The organism is Mycobacterium marinum (assembly GCF_003391395.1).
Taxonomy (GTDB): domain Bacteria; phylum Actinomycetota; class Actinomycetes; order Mycobacteriales; family Mycobacteriaceae; genus Mycobacterium; species Mycobacterium marinum.
Map to the genome: position 1 here is coordinate 1,386,802 of NZ_CP024190.1, position 14,760 is coordinate 1,401,561.

Here is a 14,760-nt window from a genome sequence, read left to right on the forward strand (position 1 = left end):
TGCCTTTCCGGACTTTCTGGACTTTCAGGAGATGTTCGCGTCGAACGTCAACAGCACGTAGCTGCCTAGGGCCAGCGTGAACACGATCGACACCACCAGCAGCGAATTCAGCCAGAATCGGGTGGAATCCTTGCGGCTGTAGTCGTCGATGATGACTCGCAGCCCGTTGCCGCCGTGCAACTGTGCCAGCCACAGCAGCAGCAGGTCCCAGGTCTGCCAGAACGGGGACGACCAGCGCTGCGCCACGTAGTTGAAGTCGATTCGGTAGACCCCGTTTTCCCACATCAGCCCGATGAACAAGTGCCCCAGCGCCAGGAACACCAGCACCACGCCGGAGAATCGCATGAACAGCCAGGCGTATTTCTCGAAGTTGGGCATGCCGGCGCGGCGGCGCGGCGAACGTGGATTGTCCAGGCTGGCGGGCCGGTCGTGGCTGCGCTGCAACACCGGAGCGTGCTCGCCCCGGCCGAGCTGGTGGTCTGGGGCGCTCATAGGAAGTGCTCCGCCATGTGAATGCCCAGCACCACCGCCGATGGCACCAGGATCAGCAGCCAGGCCACGCCGACGACCGCCAACATCAGCCGCTGATAGCGCGGCCCCTCTGACCAGAAGTCGATCAAGATGATCCGGATCCCGTTCAGTGCGTGGTAGGAGACCGCGATCACCAGCCCGAATTCCATCAGGCCGACGATCGGTGTCTTGTAAGTGTCGATTACCGAGTTGTAAGCCTGTGGGCTCACCCGCACCAGGGCGGTGTCCAGAACGTGGACAAACAAGAAAAAGAAAATGGCGGCGCCGGTGATGCGGTGCAGCACCCACGACCACATGGCGGGATCGCCCCGATACAGGGTGCGTGGCGGTCGCCTTTTACGGGAAGATCCCGGCGCCTTTTTCGCGGCGGCCGGATCCACGCTTGTCGCCGTTGTGCTCACCTTTTGCTGACCCCTTCCAAGCCCTTCAAGCACCCCTAAAAGCCCCTCAAAACCACGGTCGAACAGCTCTTGTCGGGCAATCGAGCTTATCTTGACCGCGATGCGCGCGATACCGCACTCGGCGATCCAGATCATGTTTCGGCTATCGGGAGTTAGGGTGACTTACCTGAAACAGGCCATCGTCGAGCGGGGTTGGGAATGCCCGATATTGATTGGAAACAATTGCGCGACAAAGCAACCCAGGTTGCGGCCGGGGCTTATGCACCCTATTCGCGGTTCCCGGTCGGTGCCGCCGCGCTGGTCGACGACGGCAGGGTCGTTACCGGGTGCAATGTGGAAAATGTCTCATACGGGCTTGCCCTGTGCGCGGAATGCGGTGTGGTGTGCGCCCTGCATGCCACGGGTGGGGGTCGGCTGGTCGCGCTGGCGTGTGTCGACGGCCGCGGCGCACCGCTGATGCCGTGCGGCCGGTGTCGCCAGCTGTTGTTCGAGCACGGCGGCCCGGAGCTGCTCGTCGACCATCTCGCCGGGCCTCGCCGGCTCGGTGATCTGCTGCCCGAACCTTTCCACGCCGACCTCACCGGGGAACCAACTTGACCGACTTCGAGTTCGATGCACCGACGGTGATCCGCATCAAGCGTGACGGCGGTCGGCTGTCCGATGCCGCTATCGACTGGGTGATCGACGCCTACACCGAGGGTCGGGTCGCGCCCGAACAGATGTCGGCGCTGCTGATGGCGATTGTCTTGCAGGGCATGGACCGAGGTGAGACCGCCCGGTGGACATCGGCGATGCTGGCGTCGGGCCCGCGGTTGGACTTCTCCGATCTGCGTGCGGGCGGTGCGCCGTTGGTGACCGTGGACAAGCACTCCACCGGCGGGGTGGGGGACAAGATCACGCTGCCGCTGGTGCCTGTCGTCGTCGCCTGTGGGGGCACTGTCCCGCAGGCGTCGGGTCGCGGGCTCGGCCACACCGGCGGCACCCTGGACAAACTGGAATCCATCAGTGGATTCACCGCGACGCTGTCCAACCAGCAGGTGCGTGAACAGCTTTGCGATGTCGGTGCCGCGATCTTCGCCGCTGGTGAGCTGGCGCCCGCCGATGCCAAGCTGTACGCCCTGCGCGACATCACCGGCACCGTGGAATCGCTGCCGTTGATTGCCAGCTCGATCATGAGCAAGAAGCTGGCCGAGGGGGCGGGCGCGCTGGTGCTGGACGTGAAGGTCGGCTCGGGAGCGTTTCTGAAATCCGAAACCCAATCACGTGAATTGGCACACACCATGGTCGAGCTGGGCGCGGCACACGGGGTGCCCACCCGAGCGCTGCTGACCGACATGAACTGTCCGTTGGGCTCGACCGTCGGCAATGCGCTCGAGGTGGCCGAGGCGCTGGAGGTGCTCGACGGCGGTGGGCCACCCGACGTGGTGGAACTGACGGTGCGGTTGGCAGCCGAGATGCTCGACCTGGTTGGGATCGATGGCCGCGACCCGGCCGAGACGCTGCGCGACGGCTCCGCGATGGACCGGTTTCGCCGGCTGATCGCGGCCCAGGGGGGAGAGTTGGCCAAACCGTTGCCGATTGGTGCGCATTCGGAAACCGTCCGGGCCGGCCGCGGCGGCACAATGGGCGACATCGATGCGATGGCGGTGGGGTTGGCGGCATGGCGGCTCGGCGCGGGCAGGTCCCGCCCCGGTGCACGGGTCCAGCACGGCGCTGGCATTCGGATCCATCGGCGACCGGGGGAGCCGGTGGCGGCCGGTGAGCCCTTGTTCACGCTCTATACCGACACCCCCGAGCGGTTCGACGCCGCGGTAGCCGAGCTGGCCGCCGGCTTCAGCGTCGCTGACAGCGAGCCGGCCACTCGGCCTCTCATCATTGATCGGATCAGCCGATGACAGACATGCCGACGCTAGACGCAATCCGGCAGGCGCCCAAGGCCCTGCTGCATGACCACCTCGACGGCGGGTTACGTCCGGAAACCGTGCTCGACATAGCCGGCCAAGTCGGGTACGACGGCTTGCCCTCCACCGATGCCGGGGAGCTGGCGAGTTGGTTTCGCACCCAGTCGCACAGCGGCTCGCTGGAGCGCTACCTGGAGCCGTTCTCGCACACCGTCGCGGTGATGCAGACGCCCGAAGCGCTGTATCGGGTCGCCTACGAGTGCGTGGAAGATCTGGCCGCCGACGCGGTGGTCTATGCCGAGATCCGTTTTGCGCCAGAACTACACATCAATCAGGGATTGACCTTCGACGAGATCGTCGACGCGGTGTTGGCGGGCTTTGCCGCCGGCGAACGGGCCTGCGCCGGTGCCGGGTGTCCCATCAAGGTGCGCCTGCTGGTCACCGCGATGCGACACGCGGCCATGTCGCGCGAGATTGCCGAGCTGGCGATCCGGTTCCGCGACAAAGGGGTAGTGGGCTTCGACATCGCCGGCGCGGAAGCCGGCTACCCGCCGTCGAGGCACTTGGACGCATTCGAGTACATGCGGGACAACAACGCGCGCTTCACGATTCATGCTGGTGAGGCGTTCGGTCTGCCATCCATCCACGAGGCGATCGCGTTTTGCGGAGCGGACCGGTTGGGTCATGGGGTGCGGATCGTCGACGACATCGAGGTGGGTCCCGACGGCGATGTGAAGTTGGGCCGGCTGGCGGCAATCCTGCGGGACAAGCGGATTCCGTTGGAGCTGTGCCCCAGCTCCAACGTCCAGACCGGAGCGGTGGCCAGCATCGCCGAGCACCCCTTTGACCTGTTGGCCCGCAGCCGATTCCGGGTCACCGTCAACACCGATAACCGGTTGATGAGCGACACGTCGATGAGCCAGGAGATGTACCGCCTGGTGGAGACGTTCGGCTACGGGTGGAGCGATATCCAACGCTTCACGATCAATGCCATGAAGTCGGCGTTCATTGCTTTTGACGAGCGCCTGGAGATCATCGACGAGGTGATCAAGCCGCGGTTCGCGGTGCTGATCGGCTAGCCGGGCGGCTACCCGCCGGAATTGCCGAACACCAGTCCGCCGGACCCGCCGGCACCGCCGACTCCGTCCTGTCCGTCGTTTCCGGCCGGGATGTCGGGCGGACTGTCGGGCCCGCCGGCCCCGCCGGTCCCCGCCGCTCCGCCGGAGCCGCCGGAGCCGATGACCTGTGCGGCTCCGCCGTTGCCGCCGTTTCCGCCGTTTCCGCCGGTGCTACCCGGGTAAAAGCTGGCCGTTCCGGCTCCGCCCGCGCCGCCGCTGCCGCCGGAGCCGTAGAGCCATCCGGCCGTGCCGCCGGTGCCGCCGGCTCCGCCAGTGCCTCCGAGCAGACCGTCGACCCCATCCAGGGTACCCGCTACTCCACCTTGTCCGCCGGCCCCGCCGTTGCCGATCAACCATCCGGCGGCGCCGCCGGTGCCGCCGCTGCCGCCGCCGCCGGCGAACACTACGGTGCTGGGCCCCCCTACTCCGCCGTTTCCGCCGCTTCCGCCGTCGCCGAACAGCCTTGCGGCCCCGCCGCCACCGCCGCTACCACCGGTCCCGCTTGCGGAATCCCCCAACCCGCCGACACCACCGGTCCCGCCGGCGCCTCCGCTGCCGGCCAGCCAGCCGCCGTAGCCGCCCTGGCCACCGTGACCGGCGTCGCCACCGGCGGGGGCGTTGCCATTGCCGCCGGTTCCGCCGGTCCCACCCGCCCCGCCGGCTCCGAACAATCCGGCGGCACCGCCATTGCCTCCCGCCCCGCCGCCGCCGGCGATGTAGTTTGACGCCACGCTGGCGCCGCCTTGCCCGCCGGCCCCGGCGTCGCCGGACAGCCAGCCGCCGCCTCCGCCGTTGCCACCGGTGCCGCCATTTCCGGCATGGATTCCAGTCCCGCCACCAGCTTCTCCGCCGGTGCCGCCTTGGCCGCCGATGCCCCCGCGGCCCCACCAGCCGGCGGCTCCGCCGGCTCCGCCGTTGCCGCCGTTGCCGCCGTTGACACCGGGCAAGCCGGCGACGGCGTCTCCGCCGGTTCCGCCGGTTCCGCCGTTGCCGAACAGCCAGCCACCGGCGCCGCCGTTGCCGCCGGCCGCACCGGAGCCGCCGGTGCCACCGGCGCCGCCGTTGCCGATCAACCCGGCTGCACCTCCGGCCCCTCCGGCTTGCCCGGCGGCGCCGGAGCCGCCGTTGCCGCCGTTGCCGTAGAGCCAGCCGCCGTCGCCGCCGGCTTGCCCGGTGCCCGGTGCCCCGTCGGCGCCGTCGCCGATTAGTGGGCGGCCAAAGATGTCGGGGATCCCGTTGCCCGAGTACAGTCGTCCGCCCACGCCGCTGGCGCCGGCGCTTCCGGTCACCCCCGCGGCCCCGGTTCCGCCGACCCCGCCCTCCCCGCCGCCACCGCCGGCACCGATCAGCTGTGCCGCCCCGCCGTTGCCGCCGTTGCCGCCGTTGCCGCTGTAGCCCGAGACTTGGTTGGTATTGCCGGCGCCGCCGGCGCCGCCGGCGCCACCATTGCCGATCAGCCCGCCGATGCCGCCGGTGCCGCCATTACCGCCGCTGCCGCCAAAGTCTCCCGTCCCGATCCCGGCGCCGCCGGCCCCGCCGCTGCCGCCGGCGCCGCCGTTGCCGTAGAGCCACCCGCCGGCGCCACCGGTCCCGCCGGCCCCGCCGTCGCCGGTAAACGTCTGGCTTGCCCCGCCGGCCCCGCCGGCGCCACCGGCGGCGCCGTCGCCGAACAATCCGGCGGCACCACCGCTGCCACCCGCGCCGCCGTTGCCGGGAAAGACGGGGCTGGTACTGTCCAGGACCCCGCCGGCCCCGCCGGCCCCGCCGGCCCCGGCGTTACCACTGAGCCACCCGGCGCGCCCGCCATCGCCACCGGCGCCGCCGTCGCTCGCGCCGACTAATCCCGCCGGTCCGCCGTCGCCGCCTTGTCCGCCGGCTCCGCCGTCGCCGAAGAGCCCGGCGGCGCCCCCGGCCCCACCGACCCCGCCGGCACCGGCAACCAGGCCATGGTCGGCGGCGTTGCCGTCTCCGCCGACTCCACCGTTGCCGCCGGCCCCGGCGTTGCCGGCGAACCATCCGCCGTTGCCGCCGCTGCCGCCGTTGCCACCGACCCCGCCCGTTTGCCCGTAGGCGATATCGGCCGGGTCACCGCCGGCGGCCCCGCCCTCGCCGCCCGCGCCGCCGGCTCCGCCAGTGCCCCACCAGCCGGCCGCGCCACCGTTGCCGCCGTTGCCACCGTTGCTGCCGTTGAAGCTCACCAGCCCCGGCGCGCCGGCACCGCCGGCACCACCGGCGCCGCCGTTGCCGTAGAGCCAGCCCCCGGTCCCGCCGGCACCGCCGGAGCCACCGGCGCCGCCGATCCCGCCGGCACCGCCGTTGCCGATCAACCCGGCCGCCCCGCCGGCCCCGCCGGCCACTCCGGGGTTGGTGCCCGCGGCGCCGTTACCGCCGTTGCCGTAGAGCAGTCCACCGGCTCCGCCGGCCTGCCCGGGTGCGGTTCCGTCGGCGCCGTCGCCGATCAGCGGGCGCCCCAACAGTGCTTGGGTGGGGGCGTTGACGACATTGAGCAGGTCTTGCAATGGCGTGGCGGCGGCGGCCTCGGCGCTGGAGTACAGGCCGCCACCCGCGGTCAGGGCCGCCACGAATTGATCGTGAAACGCTGTCATCCGGGCGCCGAGGCTCTGATAGTCCAGGGCGTGGCCGGAAAACAGCGAGGCGATGGCTTCGGAGACCTCATCGGTCCCGGCGGCCAGCAGCTCCGCGGTGGGGGCCGCGACCGCGGTATTGGCCGTGTTGATCGCCGAGCCGATATTCGCCAAATCCGACGCCGCGGCCGTCACCATCTCCGGAGCCACCAACACAAACGCCATCGCTGCCCTCCAAGCCAGAAATAAATCAGTAAAATCGGCAGGCGTTTACGGTAAAGGCTGAATGCGTTGCCTATCGGTCTTTTTGTCGAATTTCATATGTCGCATCGGATTAGCGCAGGATTAATTTGAATCCATTTGTGGCGAAATGAAATTGGTCGGGTGGCGATTGCGCGGATTGCCAGGTCCTAACGCTCCGGTTTGTTGCGGCGCGAAGAAGCATTGCGCCCTTGGCTCCCAACATGATTGGTGCAGATCGGGTGGCGAGGTGCCTATCCGCCGGAATCGCCGAACACCAGTCCGCCGGACCCGCCGGCGCCGCCGGCTCCGTCCTGTCCGTCGGTTCCGGCCGGGATGTTGTTGGGCGGATCGTCGGGCCCGCCGGCCCCGCCGGTGCCGGCCGTTCCGCCGGAGCCGCCGGTGCCGATGACCTGTGCGGCCCCGCCGTTGCCGCCGTTGCCGCCGTTGCCGCCGGACAGACCCGGATAGACGCTGGCCGTTCCGGCTCCGCCCGCGCCGCCACTGCCGCCGGCGCCGTAGAGCCATCCGGCCGCTCCACCGGCCCCGCCGGCTCCGCCAGTGCCTCCGAAGAGACCGGTTACCGGATCCGCGGTGCCGGCCAATCCACCTTGTCCACCGGACCCGCCGTTGCCGATCAGCCATCCGGCGGCGCCGCCGGTGCCGCCGCTGCCGCCGCTGCCGGCGAATTGAAAGTCGCTTGCTCCACCAACTCCGCCGGCGCCGCCGGTTCCACCGGTCCCGAATAGTCTTGCGGCTCCGCCGCTACCCCCGGTTCCGCCGGCTCCGGCGTAGATATCACCCGAACCGCCGGTGCCGCCGGTGCCGCCGGCGCCTCCGCTGCCGCCCAGCCAGCCGCCGTAGCCGCCCTGGCCGCCGTGGCCGCCGTTGCTGCCGACGGCGATGCCCGCCCCGGCGGTTCCGCCGGTCCCGCCGGCTCCGCCGGCGCCGAACAGTCCGGCGGTCCCGCCATTGCCGCCGGCGCCCCCGCTGCCGCCAGTGCTACCGCCTACCAAGGGGTCGTTCGCCGCTCCGCCGGTGCCGCCTTGTCCGCCGGCGCCGGCGTCGCCGAACAGCCAGCCGCCGGCCCCGCCATCGCCACCGTTACCTCCATTACCGCCAAGCAGTCCGTTCGTTGAGGGTGCCGTGTTGGCGAAGCCGCCGGCCGCCCCGCCGGTGCCGCCTTGGCCGCCGATGCCTCCGTGGCCCCACCAGCCGGCGGCTCCGCCGGCGCCGCCGTTGCCGCCGTTGCCGCCGTTGAGACCCGGCAGGCCGGCGACGGCGTCTCCGCCGGTGCCGCCGGTGCCGCCGTTGCCGAACAGCCAGCCACCGGCGCCGCCGTTGCCGCCGGCCGCACCGGAGCCGCCGGTGCCACCGGCGCCGCCGTTGCCGATCAACCCGGCTGCACCTCCGGCCCCTCCGGCTTGCCCGGCGGCGCCGGAGCCGCCGTTGCCGCCGTTGCCGTAGAGCCAGCCGCCGTCGCCGCCGGCTTGCCCGGTGCCCGGTGCCCCGTCGGCGCCGTCGCCGATTAGTGGGCGGCCAAAGATGTCGGGGATCCCGTTGCTCGAGTACAACCGTCCGCCCACGCCGCTGGCGCCGGCGCTTCCGGTTACCCCCGCGGCGGCCCCGGTTCCGCCGGCCCCGCCGATCCCGGCCACTCCGCCGCCGCCGCCGGCACCGATCAGCTGCGCCGCCCCGCCGTTGCCGCCGTTGCCGCCGTTGCCGCCGCTGTAGCCCGAGGGTCCGGTGGCGCTGCCGGCGCCGCCGGCGCCACCGGCGCCGCCATTGCCGATCAGCCCACTGATGCCGCCGGTGCCGCCATTGCCGCCGTTGCTGCCCAAGCCTCCCGTCCCGATCCCGGCGCCGCCGACCCCGCCGGCACCGCCGGCGCCTCCGTTGCCGTAGAGCCACCCGCCGGCGCCACCGGCTCCGCCGGCACCCCCGCGCCGGTAAACGTCTGGCTTGCCCCGCCGGCCCCGCCGGCGCCACCGGCGGCGCCGTTGCCGAACAATCCGGCGGCACCACCATTGCCGCCCGCCCCGCCATTGCCGGCGAAGTTGCCAATGCCGTTTGTGTTGCCGCCGGCCCCGCCGGCCCCGCCGGCCCCGGCGTTACCACTGAGCCACCCGGAGCGCCCGCCATCGCCACCGGCGCCGCCATGGCTCGCGGCAAGCGCGTCCGACACTGCGCCGTCGCCGCCTTGTCCGCCGGCTCCGCCGTCGCCGAAGAGCCCGGCGGCGCCCCCGGTCCCACCGACCCCGCCGGCGCCGCCAACCAGGCCACTGTCGGCGGCGTTGCCGTCTCCGCCGACTCCACCGTTGCCACCGGCACCGGCGTTGCCGGCGAACCATCCGCCGTTGCCGCCGCTGCCGCCGTTGCCACCGACCCCGCCCGTTTGCCCGTAGGCGATGCCGGCCGGGTCGCCACCGGCGGCCCCGCCCTCGCCGCCCGCGCCGCCGGCCCCGCCAGTGCCCCACCAGCCGGCCGCGCCGCCGTTGCCGCCGTTGCCGCCGTTGTTGCCGTTGAAGCTCACCAGCCCCGGCGCGCCGGCCCCACCGTTGCCACCGGCGCCGCCGTTGCCGTAGAGCCAGCCGCCGGTCCCGCCGGCACCGCCGGAGCCACCGGCGCCGCCGATCCCGCCGGCACCGCCGTTGCCGATCAACCCGGCCGCCCCGCCGGCCCCGCCGGCCACTCCGGGGTTGGTGCCCGCGGCGCCGTTGCCGCCGTTGCCGTAGAGCAGTCCACCGGCGCCGCCGGCCTGCCCTGGCGCGGTTCCGTCGGCGCCGTCGCCGATCAGCGGGCGCCCCAACAGTGCTTGGGTGGGGGCGTTGACGACATTGAGCAGGTCTTGCAATGGCGTGGCGGCGGCGGCCTCGGCGCTGGAGTACAGGCCGCCACCCGCGGTCAGGGCCGCCACGAATTGATCGTGAAACGCTGTCATCCGGGCGCCGAGGCTCTGGTAGTCCAGGGCGTGGCCGGAAAACAGCGAGGCGATGGCTTCGGAGACCTCATCGGTCCCGGCGGCCAGCAGCTCCGCGGTGGGGGCCGCGACCGCGGTATTGGCCGTGTTGATCGCCGAGCCGATATTCGCCAAATCCGACGCCGCGGCCGTCATCATCTCCGGAGCCACCAACACAAACGCCATCGCTGCCCTCCAAGCCAGATTCCCCATCAACAAGATCGACAGCGCATGGTGGCATCCGGGCGTTTCGATTGTGATTCATATGATTTGCTAAAGTCCCGTCCAATTCATGGACGCCCCGTCGTGCTTGCCCGCCATTGGCTGTCAGCCGGGTGCAGGGCATCTGTGATGATGGGCGGGTGGCAGCAGCGACCGAAAACCCCAAATCGGGGTCTGGACCCGTCGACTCGCCGGCTCTCGCACACATCGATGCGGTATTGGCGCAGGTTGACCAGGAGTTGGCGGCTCGCTACCCGGGCGACGGCCCCGGCGTGCAACCGGTGCACACCGTGTACGTCAGCGCCGCCGAAGCTACCTCCCAGACGCCTTCCCAGTGGGGTGCCGCCGCCGCCGCGTTGCTGCAGCGCCATGTCGACCTATTGAGCGAACTTGGCGACGATGCGGCACTTGGGTTGGTCCAGCGGCGTCTGGCCGTCGGCCCCATCGAGGACCTACGGCTGGACTTCGAGGACGGGTACGGGATACGCGGTGACGACGTGGAGGACGACGACGCCGTGCGCGCCGGACAGACGTTGCGGTCGGTGGGACTGCCTGTCTGCGGCGTCCGGATCAAGGGCTTGACCAGCTCCGAGTGGCGTCGGGCGCTACGCACACTGGAGCTGGTGCTCGACGGTGCGGGTGGCGTTCCGGACGGTTTCGTCTTCACCGTGCCCAAGCTTCGCGCCGGGGACCAGGTCGGCGCGGCAGTGCAGTTGTGTGAGGCCCTGGAAACAGCGCACGGCTTGCCGGCGGGCGCTCTGAAGTTCGAATTGCAGATCGAGAGCCCGCAGGCAGTCATCGGCCCGGACGGCGCCGCTACCCTCGCACGAGCGATCCACATGTCGCAGCGCCGCTGCACCGGCCTGCACTACGGCACCTACGACTACAGTGCCGCGTGCGGGATCGCACCTCAGCACCAGGCGCTCGATCACCCGGTGGCCGACCACGCCAAGGCGGTGATGCTGGCCGCGGCCGCGCAGACCGGTGTCCGGGTCTCCGACGGATCCACCAACGTGGTGCCCGAGGGAACTGAAGAGCAAGTGGTGCAGGCGTTTCGGAGTCACTACCGGTTGGTCACCCGGTCGCTGGAACGCGGTTATTACCAGGGATGGGACATGCATCCCGGCCACCTGGTCACCCGATGGCTTGCCACCTTCACCTTTTTCCGGGCGGCGCTGGGCGTTGCCGCCCCGCGGCTGCAGGCTTATCTCGAGCGCGCCGGTGGTGGTGTCATCGACGAGCCGGCCACCGCGGAGGCACTGGCGGCGGTCGTGCTGCGTGGCCTTGATTGTGGAGCCTTCAGTGCCGACCAGGTGCGCGACGCCGCACCTGGCGCCACTGAGTCAGTGCTGCGAGCCCTAAAAGTGCGAATACCGCAGGAGTACAACCCTTCATGACAGATACCCCGGACTTCACCTGGCTGCCCGATCTGGCGCTGCGACCGCTTGGCGGCGCGGTGATTTGGGCCAACGATGAGTCGTTCGCCGAAAAAGAGAACCTGATCAATCCGGGCCCCGCAAGCTATCGCCCGGCTTCCTTTGGGCACAAGGGCCAGGTCTATGACGGATGGGAGACCCGCCGTCGCCGTGAGCCTGGTCACGACCAGGCGATCGTGCGACTCGGTGTCCCGGGTGTGATCCGCGGTGTGGTGGTCGACACCGCGTGGTTCAAGGGCAACTACCCGCCCGAAGTCTCGATCGAGGCGTTAGCGGTCGACGGTTATCCGCCGGCCGAGCAGCTGGCCAGCGACGGTGGCTGGGAAACGATCGTGGCCCGTGCCAAGGTGGTCGGTGACGCCGACAATCCCTTTGTGGTCAGCTCCGAAAAGCGTTGGACCCATGTGCGGCTCAGCATCTATCCGGACGGCGGCGTGGCGCGGTTGCGGGTACATGGAGAGGGACGTCCCGACCGTCGGTTCCTCGGTGCCGGCCCGCTGGATCTGGCCGCGCTGGAAAATGGCGGGCTGGTGCTGGACTGCTCGAACCGCTTCTACAGCTCGCCGCAGCACGTCATCTTCCCGGGCCTGGCGCGAGTCATGGGTGACGGTTGGGAGACTGCCCGGCGTCGTGACGATGGCAACGACTGGGTGCTGATCAAGCTGGCCGGCCCCGGCGTGGTGCGGCTGGTCGAAATCGACACGTCGTATTTTGTCGGGAATAGTCCGGGCGCGGCGGCGGTGGTTGGTCGGCAGCCCACTGGCGAATGGATCGAGCTGCTACCGCGCACCAACCTCTTGCCCGACACCCGGCACCGGTTTCTGGTCAGCACCAAAGATGTTGTGGATCAGGCTCGTTTGGAGATCTATCCGGATGGCGGGCTATCGCGGCTGCGGCTGTTCGGGGACCTGGCGTGACCGGGTATCCGCGGGATATGACCGGGTATGGTCGCACGCCGCCCGATCCCCAGTGGCCCGGCGGTGCGCTGATCGCGGTGCAATTCGTGCTGAACTACGAAGAGGGGGCCGAAAGCAGCGTCCTCGACGGCGACTCGGGGTCAGAGACCTTCTTGTCCGAGATCGTGCCCGCACAGTCATTTCCGAACCGGCACATGAGCATGGAGTCGCTCTACGAATACGGATCTCGGGCGGGCGTGTGGCGGGTGCTGCGGGTCTGCGAGCAATCCGGCGTGCCGCTGACCATTTTCGCCGTCGCCCAGGCGATGCAGCGAAACCCAGAGGTGGCAAAGGTTTTTCGTGAGCTCGGTCATGAAATTGCTTGCCATGGGCTGCGTTGGAAGTCCTACCAAGAGATCGACCGGGACACCGAGCGGGCCCACCTGTCCGAGGCGGTGCGAATCCACCATGAGCTCACCGGGTCCTCGCCGCGCGGTTGGTACGGCGGTCGCGACTCACCGCACACCCGCGAGCTGGTGGTCGAACACGGTGGTTTCCTTTATGACTCCGATTCGTATGCCGACGACCTGCCGTACTGGGTGCGGGTCGGCGCCAGCGATCACCTGGTCGTGCCGTACACCCTGGATACCAACGACATGCGATTCGCCTCACCGGCGGGGTTCTCCAACGGCGATGAGTTCTTCGCCCATCTGCGCGACGCGTTCGATGTGCTGTATGCCGAGGGGCGTGCGGGCAGCCCGAAGATGCTATCCGTCGGTTTGCATTGCAGGCTGGTCGGCCGCCCGGCCAGAACGGCTGCCCTGCAGCGCTTCCTTGACCATGTGCGGTCCCACGATCGGGTGTGGCTGGCCCGGCGCGTCGAGATCGCCGAGCACTGGCGCGCGGTTCATCCGGCGCCAACCGGGCGATAGGGCGGCGCAATGGCGAGCCGGCCGCGGGTAGCCAACAGGTAGTAGACGACTAACGCGACACCGCAGCCGATGAACCAGCTGTACTCCGCGGCGGTGTACATGCCGTAGACATCGCTGGCCAACACCGGGACCATGGCAATCGCCGCTGACACGGCCGTGGCGATGACCGCGGCCGGGTTGTATCCCTTGCGGTACCAGTAGGTTCCGTCGTGCGAGAGGCTGAACAGGTCGTCGACGACGACGTGTTGCTTGCGCACCAGGTAGTAGTCGGCGATCAGCACGCCGAACAGTGGGCCGATGAAGGCGCCAAGGGTCTCGAGCGTGTAGTGGATGACATCAGGGTGGTTGTACAGATTCCACGGCGTGATCAGCGCCGACCCCACCGCCGCGATCATCCCGCCGGTTCGCCAGCTGATCCGCTGCGGGTTGACGTTGGAGAAGTCGAACGCAGGGGAGATGAAGTTGGCGACGATATTGATGCCGATGGTCGCGATGGTGAATGTCGAAGCGCCCAGAATGATCGCGAAGGTGGAGTCGATGCGTGCCACCGTCTGCACCGGATCGGTGATCAGTTCGCCGAACACCGGAACGGTGAGCGAGGCCGTGACCACCACCAGAAGCGAGAACAGCAGGAAGTTGAGCGGCAGCCCCAGGAAATTTCCCTTGCGTACCGCGCCGAACGAGCGTCCGTAGCGGGAGAAGTCGCCGAAATTGAGCATCGGGCCGGAGAAGTAGGACACCACCAGCGCGATGGCCCCCAACATCACCGGTATCGCATCCCATCCGGAGTACCTCACGTCGCCGAGATTCAAATCGATGGCTGCCCAACCGGCCTTGCTGATGAGATATCCGGACAGCGCGAACATCACGACGTATACCGCAGGACCGCAGAAGTCGATGAACTTGCGAATGGCCTCCATGCCGCGCCAGAACACGCATGCCTGCAGAACCCACAGAATCAAGTAGCTGGCCCAGCCCAGTGCCGGCAACCCCAGGAACCCGTAGTCTTCGACGACGGCGTAGCGGGCCAGGCCGGGAAACAGCTTGATCATGACCACATCGAGTGCGGCCGAAGCAAGGTATGTCTGGATTCCGTACCAAGCCACCGCGATCAGCCCGCGGATGATTGCCGGGATGTTCGCGCCGAGAACGCCGAATGCGGTCCGGCAGATCACCGGATACGGCACGCCGGTTGCCTGACTGGGCCGCGCCACCAGGTTGCACAGGAAGTAGACGATGGTGATCGCGATGATCAGTGAGACCAACACCTGCCAGCTGGCCAGTCCCAGCGCGAACAGGCTCCCCGCCGTCACGTAGCCCCCGACGCTGTGCACGTCTGACATCCAGAAAGCGAAGATGTTGTAGGTGCCCCACGTCTGCTCGCGCAGCGGCGCCAGGTCGTCGTTGGTCAGCCGAGGGTGATAATCGGGCTTGATGTTGGCGGGTCCGGCTCCATGGCTCGGCGAATGCACTGGACTGTGCGGTGCGGTGGTGTCGATCATGGCTCTTCCGTCGGGCGTCGATGAACCCATGACACTA

The 14,760-nt window shown here is 69.5% G+C and carries 9 protein-coding genes and 4 pseudogenes; 6 read left to right on the forward strand and 7 right to left on the reverse strand.

Annotated elements, in window-relative coordinates:
• Positions 1–24 precede the first annotated feature (24 nt).
• Both CCUG20998_RS05800 and sdhC read right to left on the reverse strand, forming a co-directional pair.
• Positions 25–492 carry a succinate dehydrogenase hydrophobic membrane anchor subunit gene (locus tag CCUG20998_RS05800; RefSeq protein ID WP_012393082.1) on the reverse strand — a complete coding sequence of 156 codons (468 nt, stop codon included), beginning with the start codon at positions 490–492 and terminating at the stop codon, positions 25–27.
• Complete coding sequence (sdhC, locus tag CCUG20998_RS05805) at positions 489–911, reverse strand: succinate dehydrogenase, cytochrome b556 subunit (RefSeq protein ID WP_084472624.1); 423 nt, start codon at positions 909–911, stop codon at positions 489–491. The genes CCUG20998_RS05800 and sdhC overlap by 4 nt, the downstream gene beginning before the upstream one ends.
• A 219-nt stretch (positions 912–1,130) precedes the next feature.
• Here sdhC and CCUG20998_RS05810 point away from each other — a divergent pair, with 219 nt between their 5' ends.
• Genes CCUG20998_RS05810 through CCUG20998_RS05820 form a run of 3 tightly spaced genes read left to right on the forward strand, consistent with a single transcriptional unit; the run spans position 1,131 to position 3,912 of the window.
• Positions 1,131–1,529: a cytidine deaminase gene (locus CCUG20998_RS05810; protein WP_012393084.1), complete on the forward strand. Its 399-nt coding sequence runs from the start codon at positions 1,131–1,133 to the stop codon at positions 1,527–1,529.
• Positions 1,526–2,827, forward strand: coding sequence for a thymidine phosphorylase (locus CCUG20998_RS05815; protein ID WP_020732068.1), 1,302 nt, complete (start codon positions 1,526–1,528; stop codon positions 2,825–2,827). The genes CCUG20998_RS05810 and CCUG20998_RS05815 overlap by 4 nt, the downstream gene beginning before the upstream one ends.
• The gene (locus CCUG20998_RS05820) at positions 2,824–3,912 is read left to right on the forward strand and encodes an adenosine deaminase (RefSeq protein WP_012393086.1); all 1,089 of its coding nucleotides are present in this window, start codon (positions 2,824–2,826) and stop codon (positions 3,910–3,912) included. Before CCUG20998_RS05815 ends, CCUG20998_RS05820 begins: the two co-directional genes overlap by 4 nt.
• 1,058 nt (positions 3,913–4,970) lie before the next feature.
• Here the strand turns inward: CCUG20998_RS05820 and CCUG20998_RS29420 are convergent.
• The 4 pseudogenes from CCUG20998_RS29420 to CCUG20998_RS29435 form a co-directional block, all read right to left on the reverse strand.
• Positions 4,971–5,171, reverse strand: a pseudogene (locus CCUG20998_RS29420) (PGRS repeat-containing protein); the annotation flags it as partial.
• 1,089 nt (positions 5,172–6,260) lie between these two features.
• A pseudogene (locus tag CCUG20998_RS29425) lies at positions 6,261–6,761 on the reverse strand (PE family protein); the annotation flags it as partial.
• 1,289 nt (positions 6,762–8,050) lie between these two features.
• Positions 8,051–8,320 (reverse strand): annotated as a pseudogene (locus CCUG20998_RS29430) (PGRS repeat-containing protein); the annotation flags it as partial.
• Between the two features lie 1,001 nt (positions 8,321–9,321).
• Positions 9,322–9,921: pseudogene (locus CCUG20998_RS29435) on the reverse strand (PE family protein); the annotation flags it as partial.
• Positions 9,922–10,070: 149 nt separating this feature from the next.
• Here CCUG20998_RS29435 and CCUG20998_RS05835 point away from each other — a divergent pair.
• The 3 genes from CCUG20998_RS05835 to puuE are packed head-to-tail and all read left to right on the forward strand — an operon-like array spanning position 10,071 to position 13,221.
• Positions 10,071–11,354, forward strand: coding sequence for a DUF6986 family protein (locus CCUG20998_RS05835; RefSeq protein WP_020732071.1), 1,284 nt, complete (start codon positions 10,071–10,073; stop codon positions 11,352–11,354).
• Positions 11,351–12,310 carry an allantoicase gene (gene alc, locus CCUG20998_RS05840; protein WP_011740617.1) on the forward strand — a complete coding sequence of 320 codons (960 nt, stop codon included), beginning with the start codon at positions 11,351–11,353 and terminating at the stop codon, positions 12,308–12,310. Before CCUG20998_RS05835 ends, alc begins: the two co-directional genes overlap by 4 nt.
• Positions 12,311–12,327: 17 nt before the next feature.
• Complete coding sequence (puuE, locus tag CCUG20998_RS05845; protein WP_020732072.1) at positions 12,328–13,221, forward strand: allantoinase PuuE; 894 nt, start codon at positions 12,328–12,330, stop codon at positions 13,219–13,221.
• Here puuE and CCUG20998_RS05850 read toward each other — a convergent pair.
• Complete coding sequence (locus tag CCUG20998_RS05850; protein ID WP_036457354.1) at positions 13,197–14,723, reverse strand: NCS1 family nucleobase:cation symporter-1; 1,527 nt, start codon at positions 14,721–14,723, stop codon at positions 13,197–13,199. The two genes, puuE and CCUG20998_RS05850, sit on opposite strands and share 25 nt — an antisense overlap.
• Positions 14,724–14,760 lie beyond the last annotated feature (37 nt).

Coding starts and splice junctions, on each gene's coding strand:
- CCUG20998_RS05850 (WP_036457354.1), bottom strand. CDS start 14,723: ATGATCGACACCACCGCACCGCACAGTCCAGTGCATTCGCCGAGCCAT.
- puuE (WP_020732072.1), top strand. CDS start 12,328: ATGACCGGGTATGGTCGCACGCCGCCCGATCCCCAGTGGCCCGGCGGT.
- CCUG20998_RS05820 (WP_012393086.1), top strand. CDS start 2,824: ATGACAGACATGCCGACGCTAGACGCAATCCGGCAGGCGCCCAAGGCC.
- CCUG20998_RS05810 (WP_012393084.1), top strand. CDS start 1,131: ATGCCCGATATTGATTGGAAACAATTGCGCGACAAAGCAACCCAGGTT.
- alc (WP_011740617.1), top strand. CDS start 11,351: ATGACAGATACCCCGGACTTCACCTGGCTGCCCGATCTGGCGCTGCGA.
- CCUG20998_RS05800 (WP_012393082.1), bottom strand. CDS start 492: ATGAGCGCCCCAGACCACCAGCTCGGCCGGGGCGAGCACGCTCCGGTG.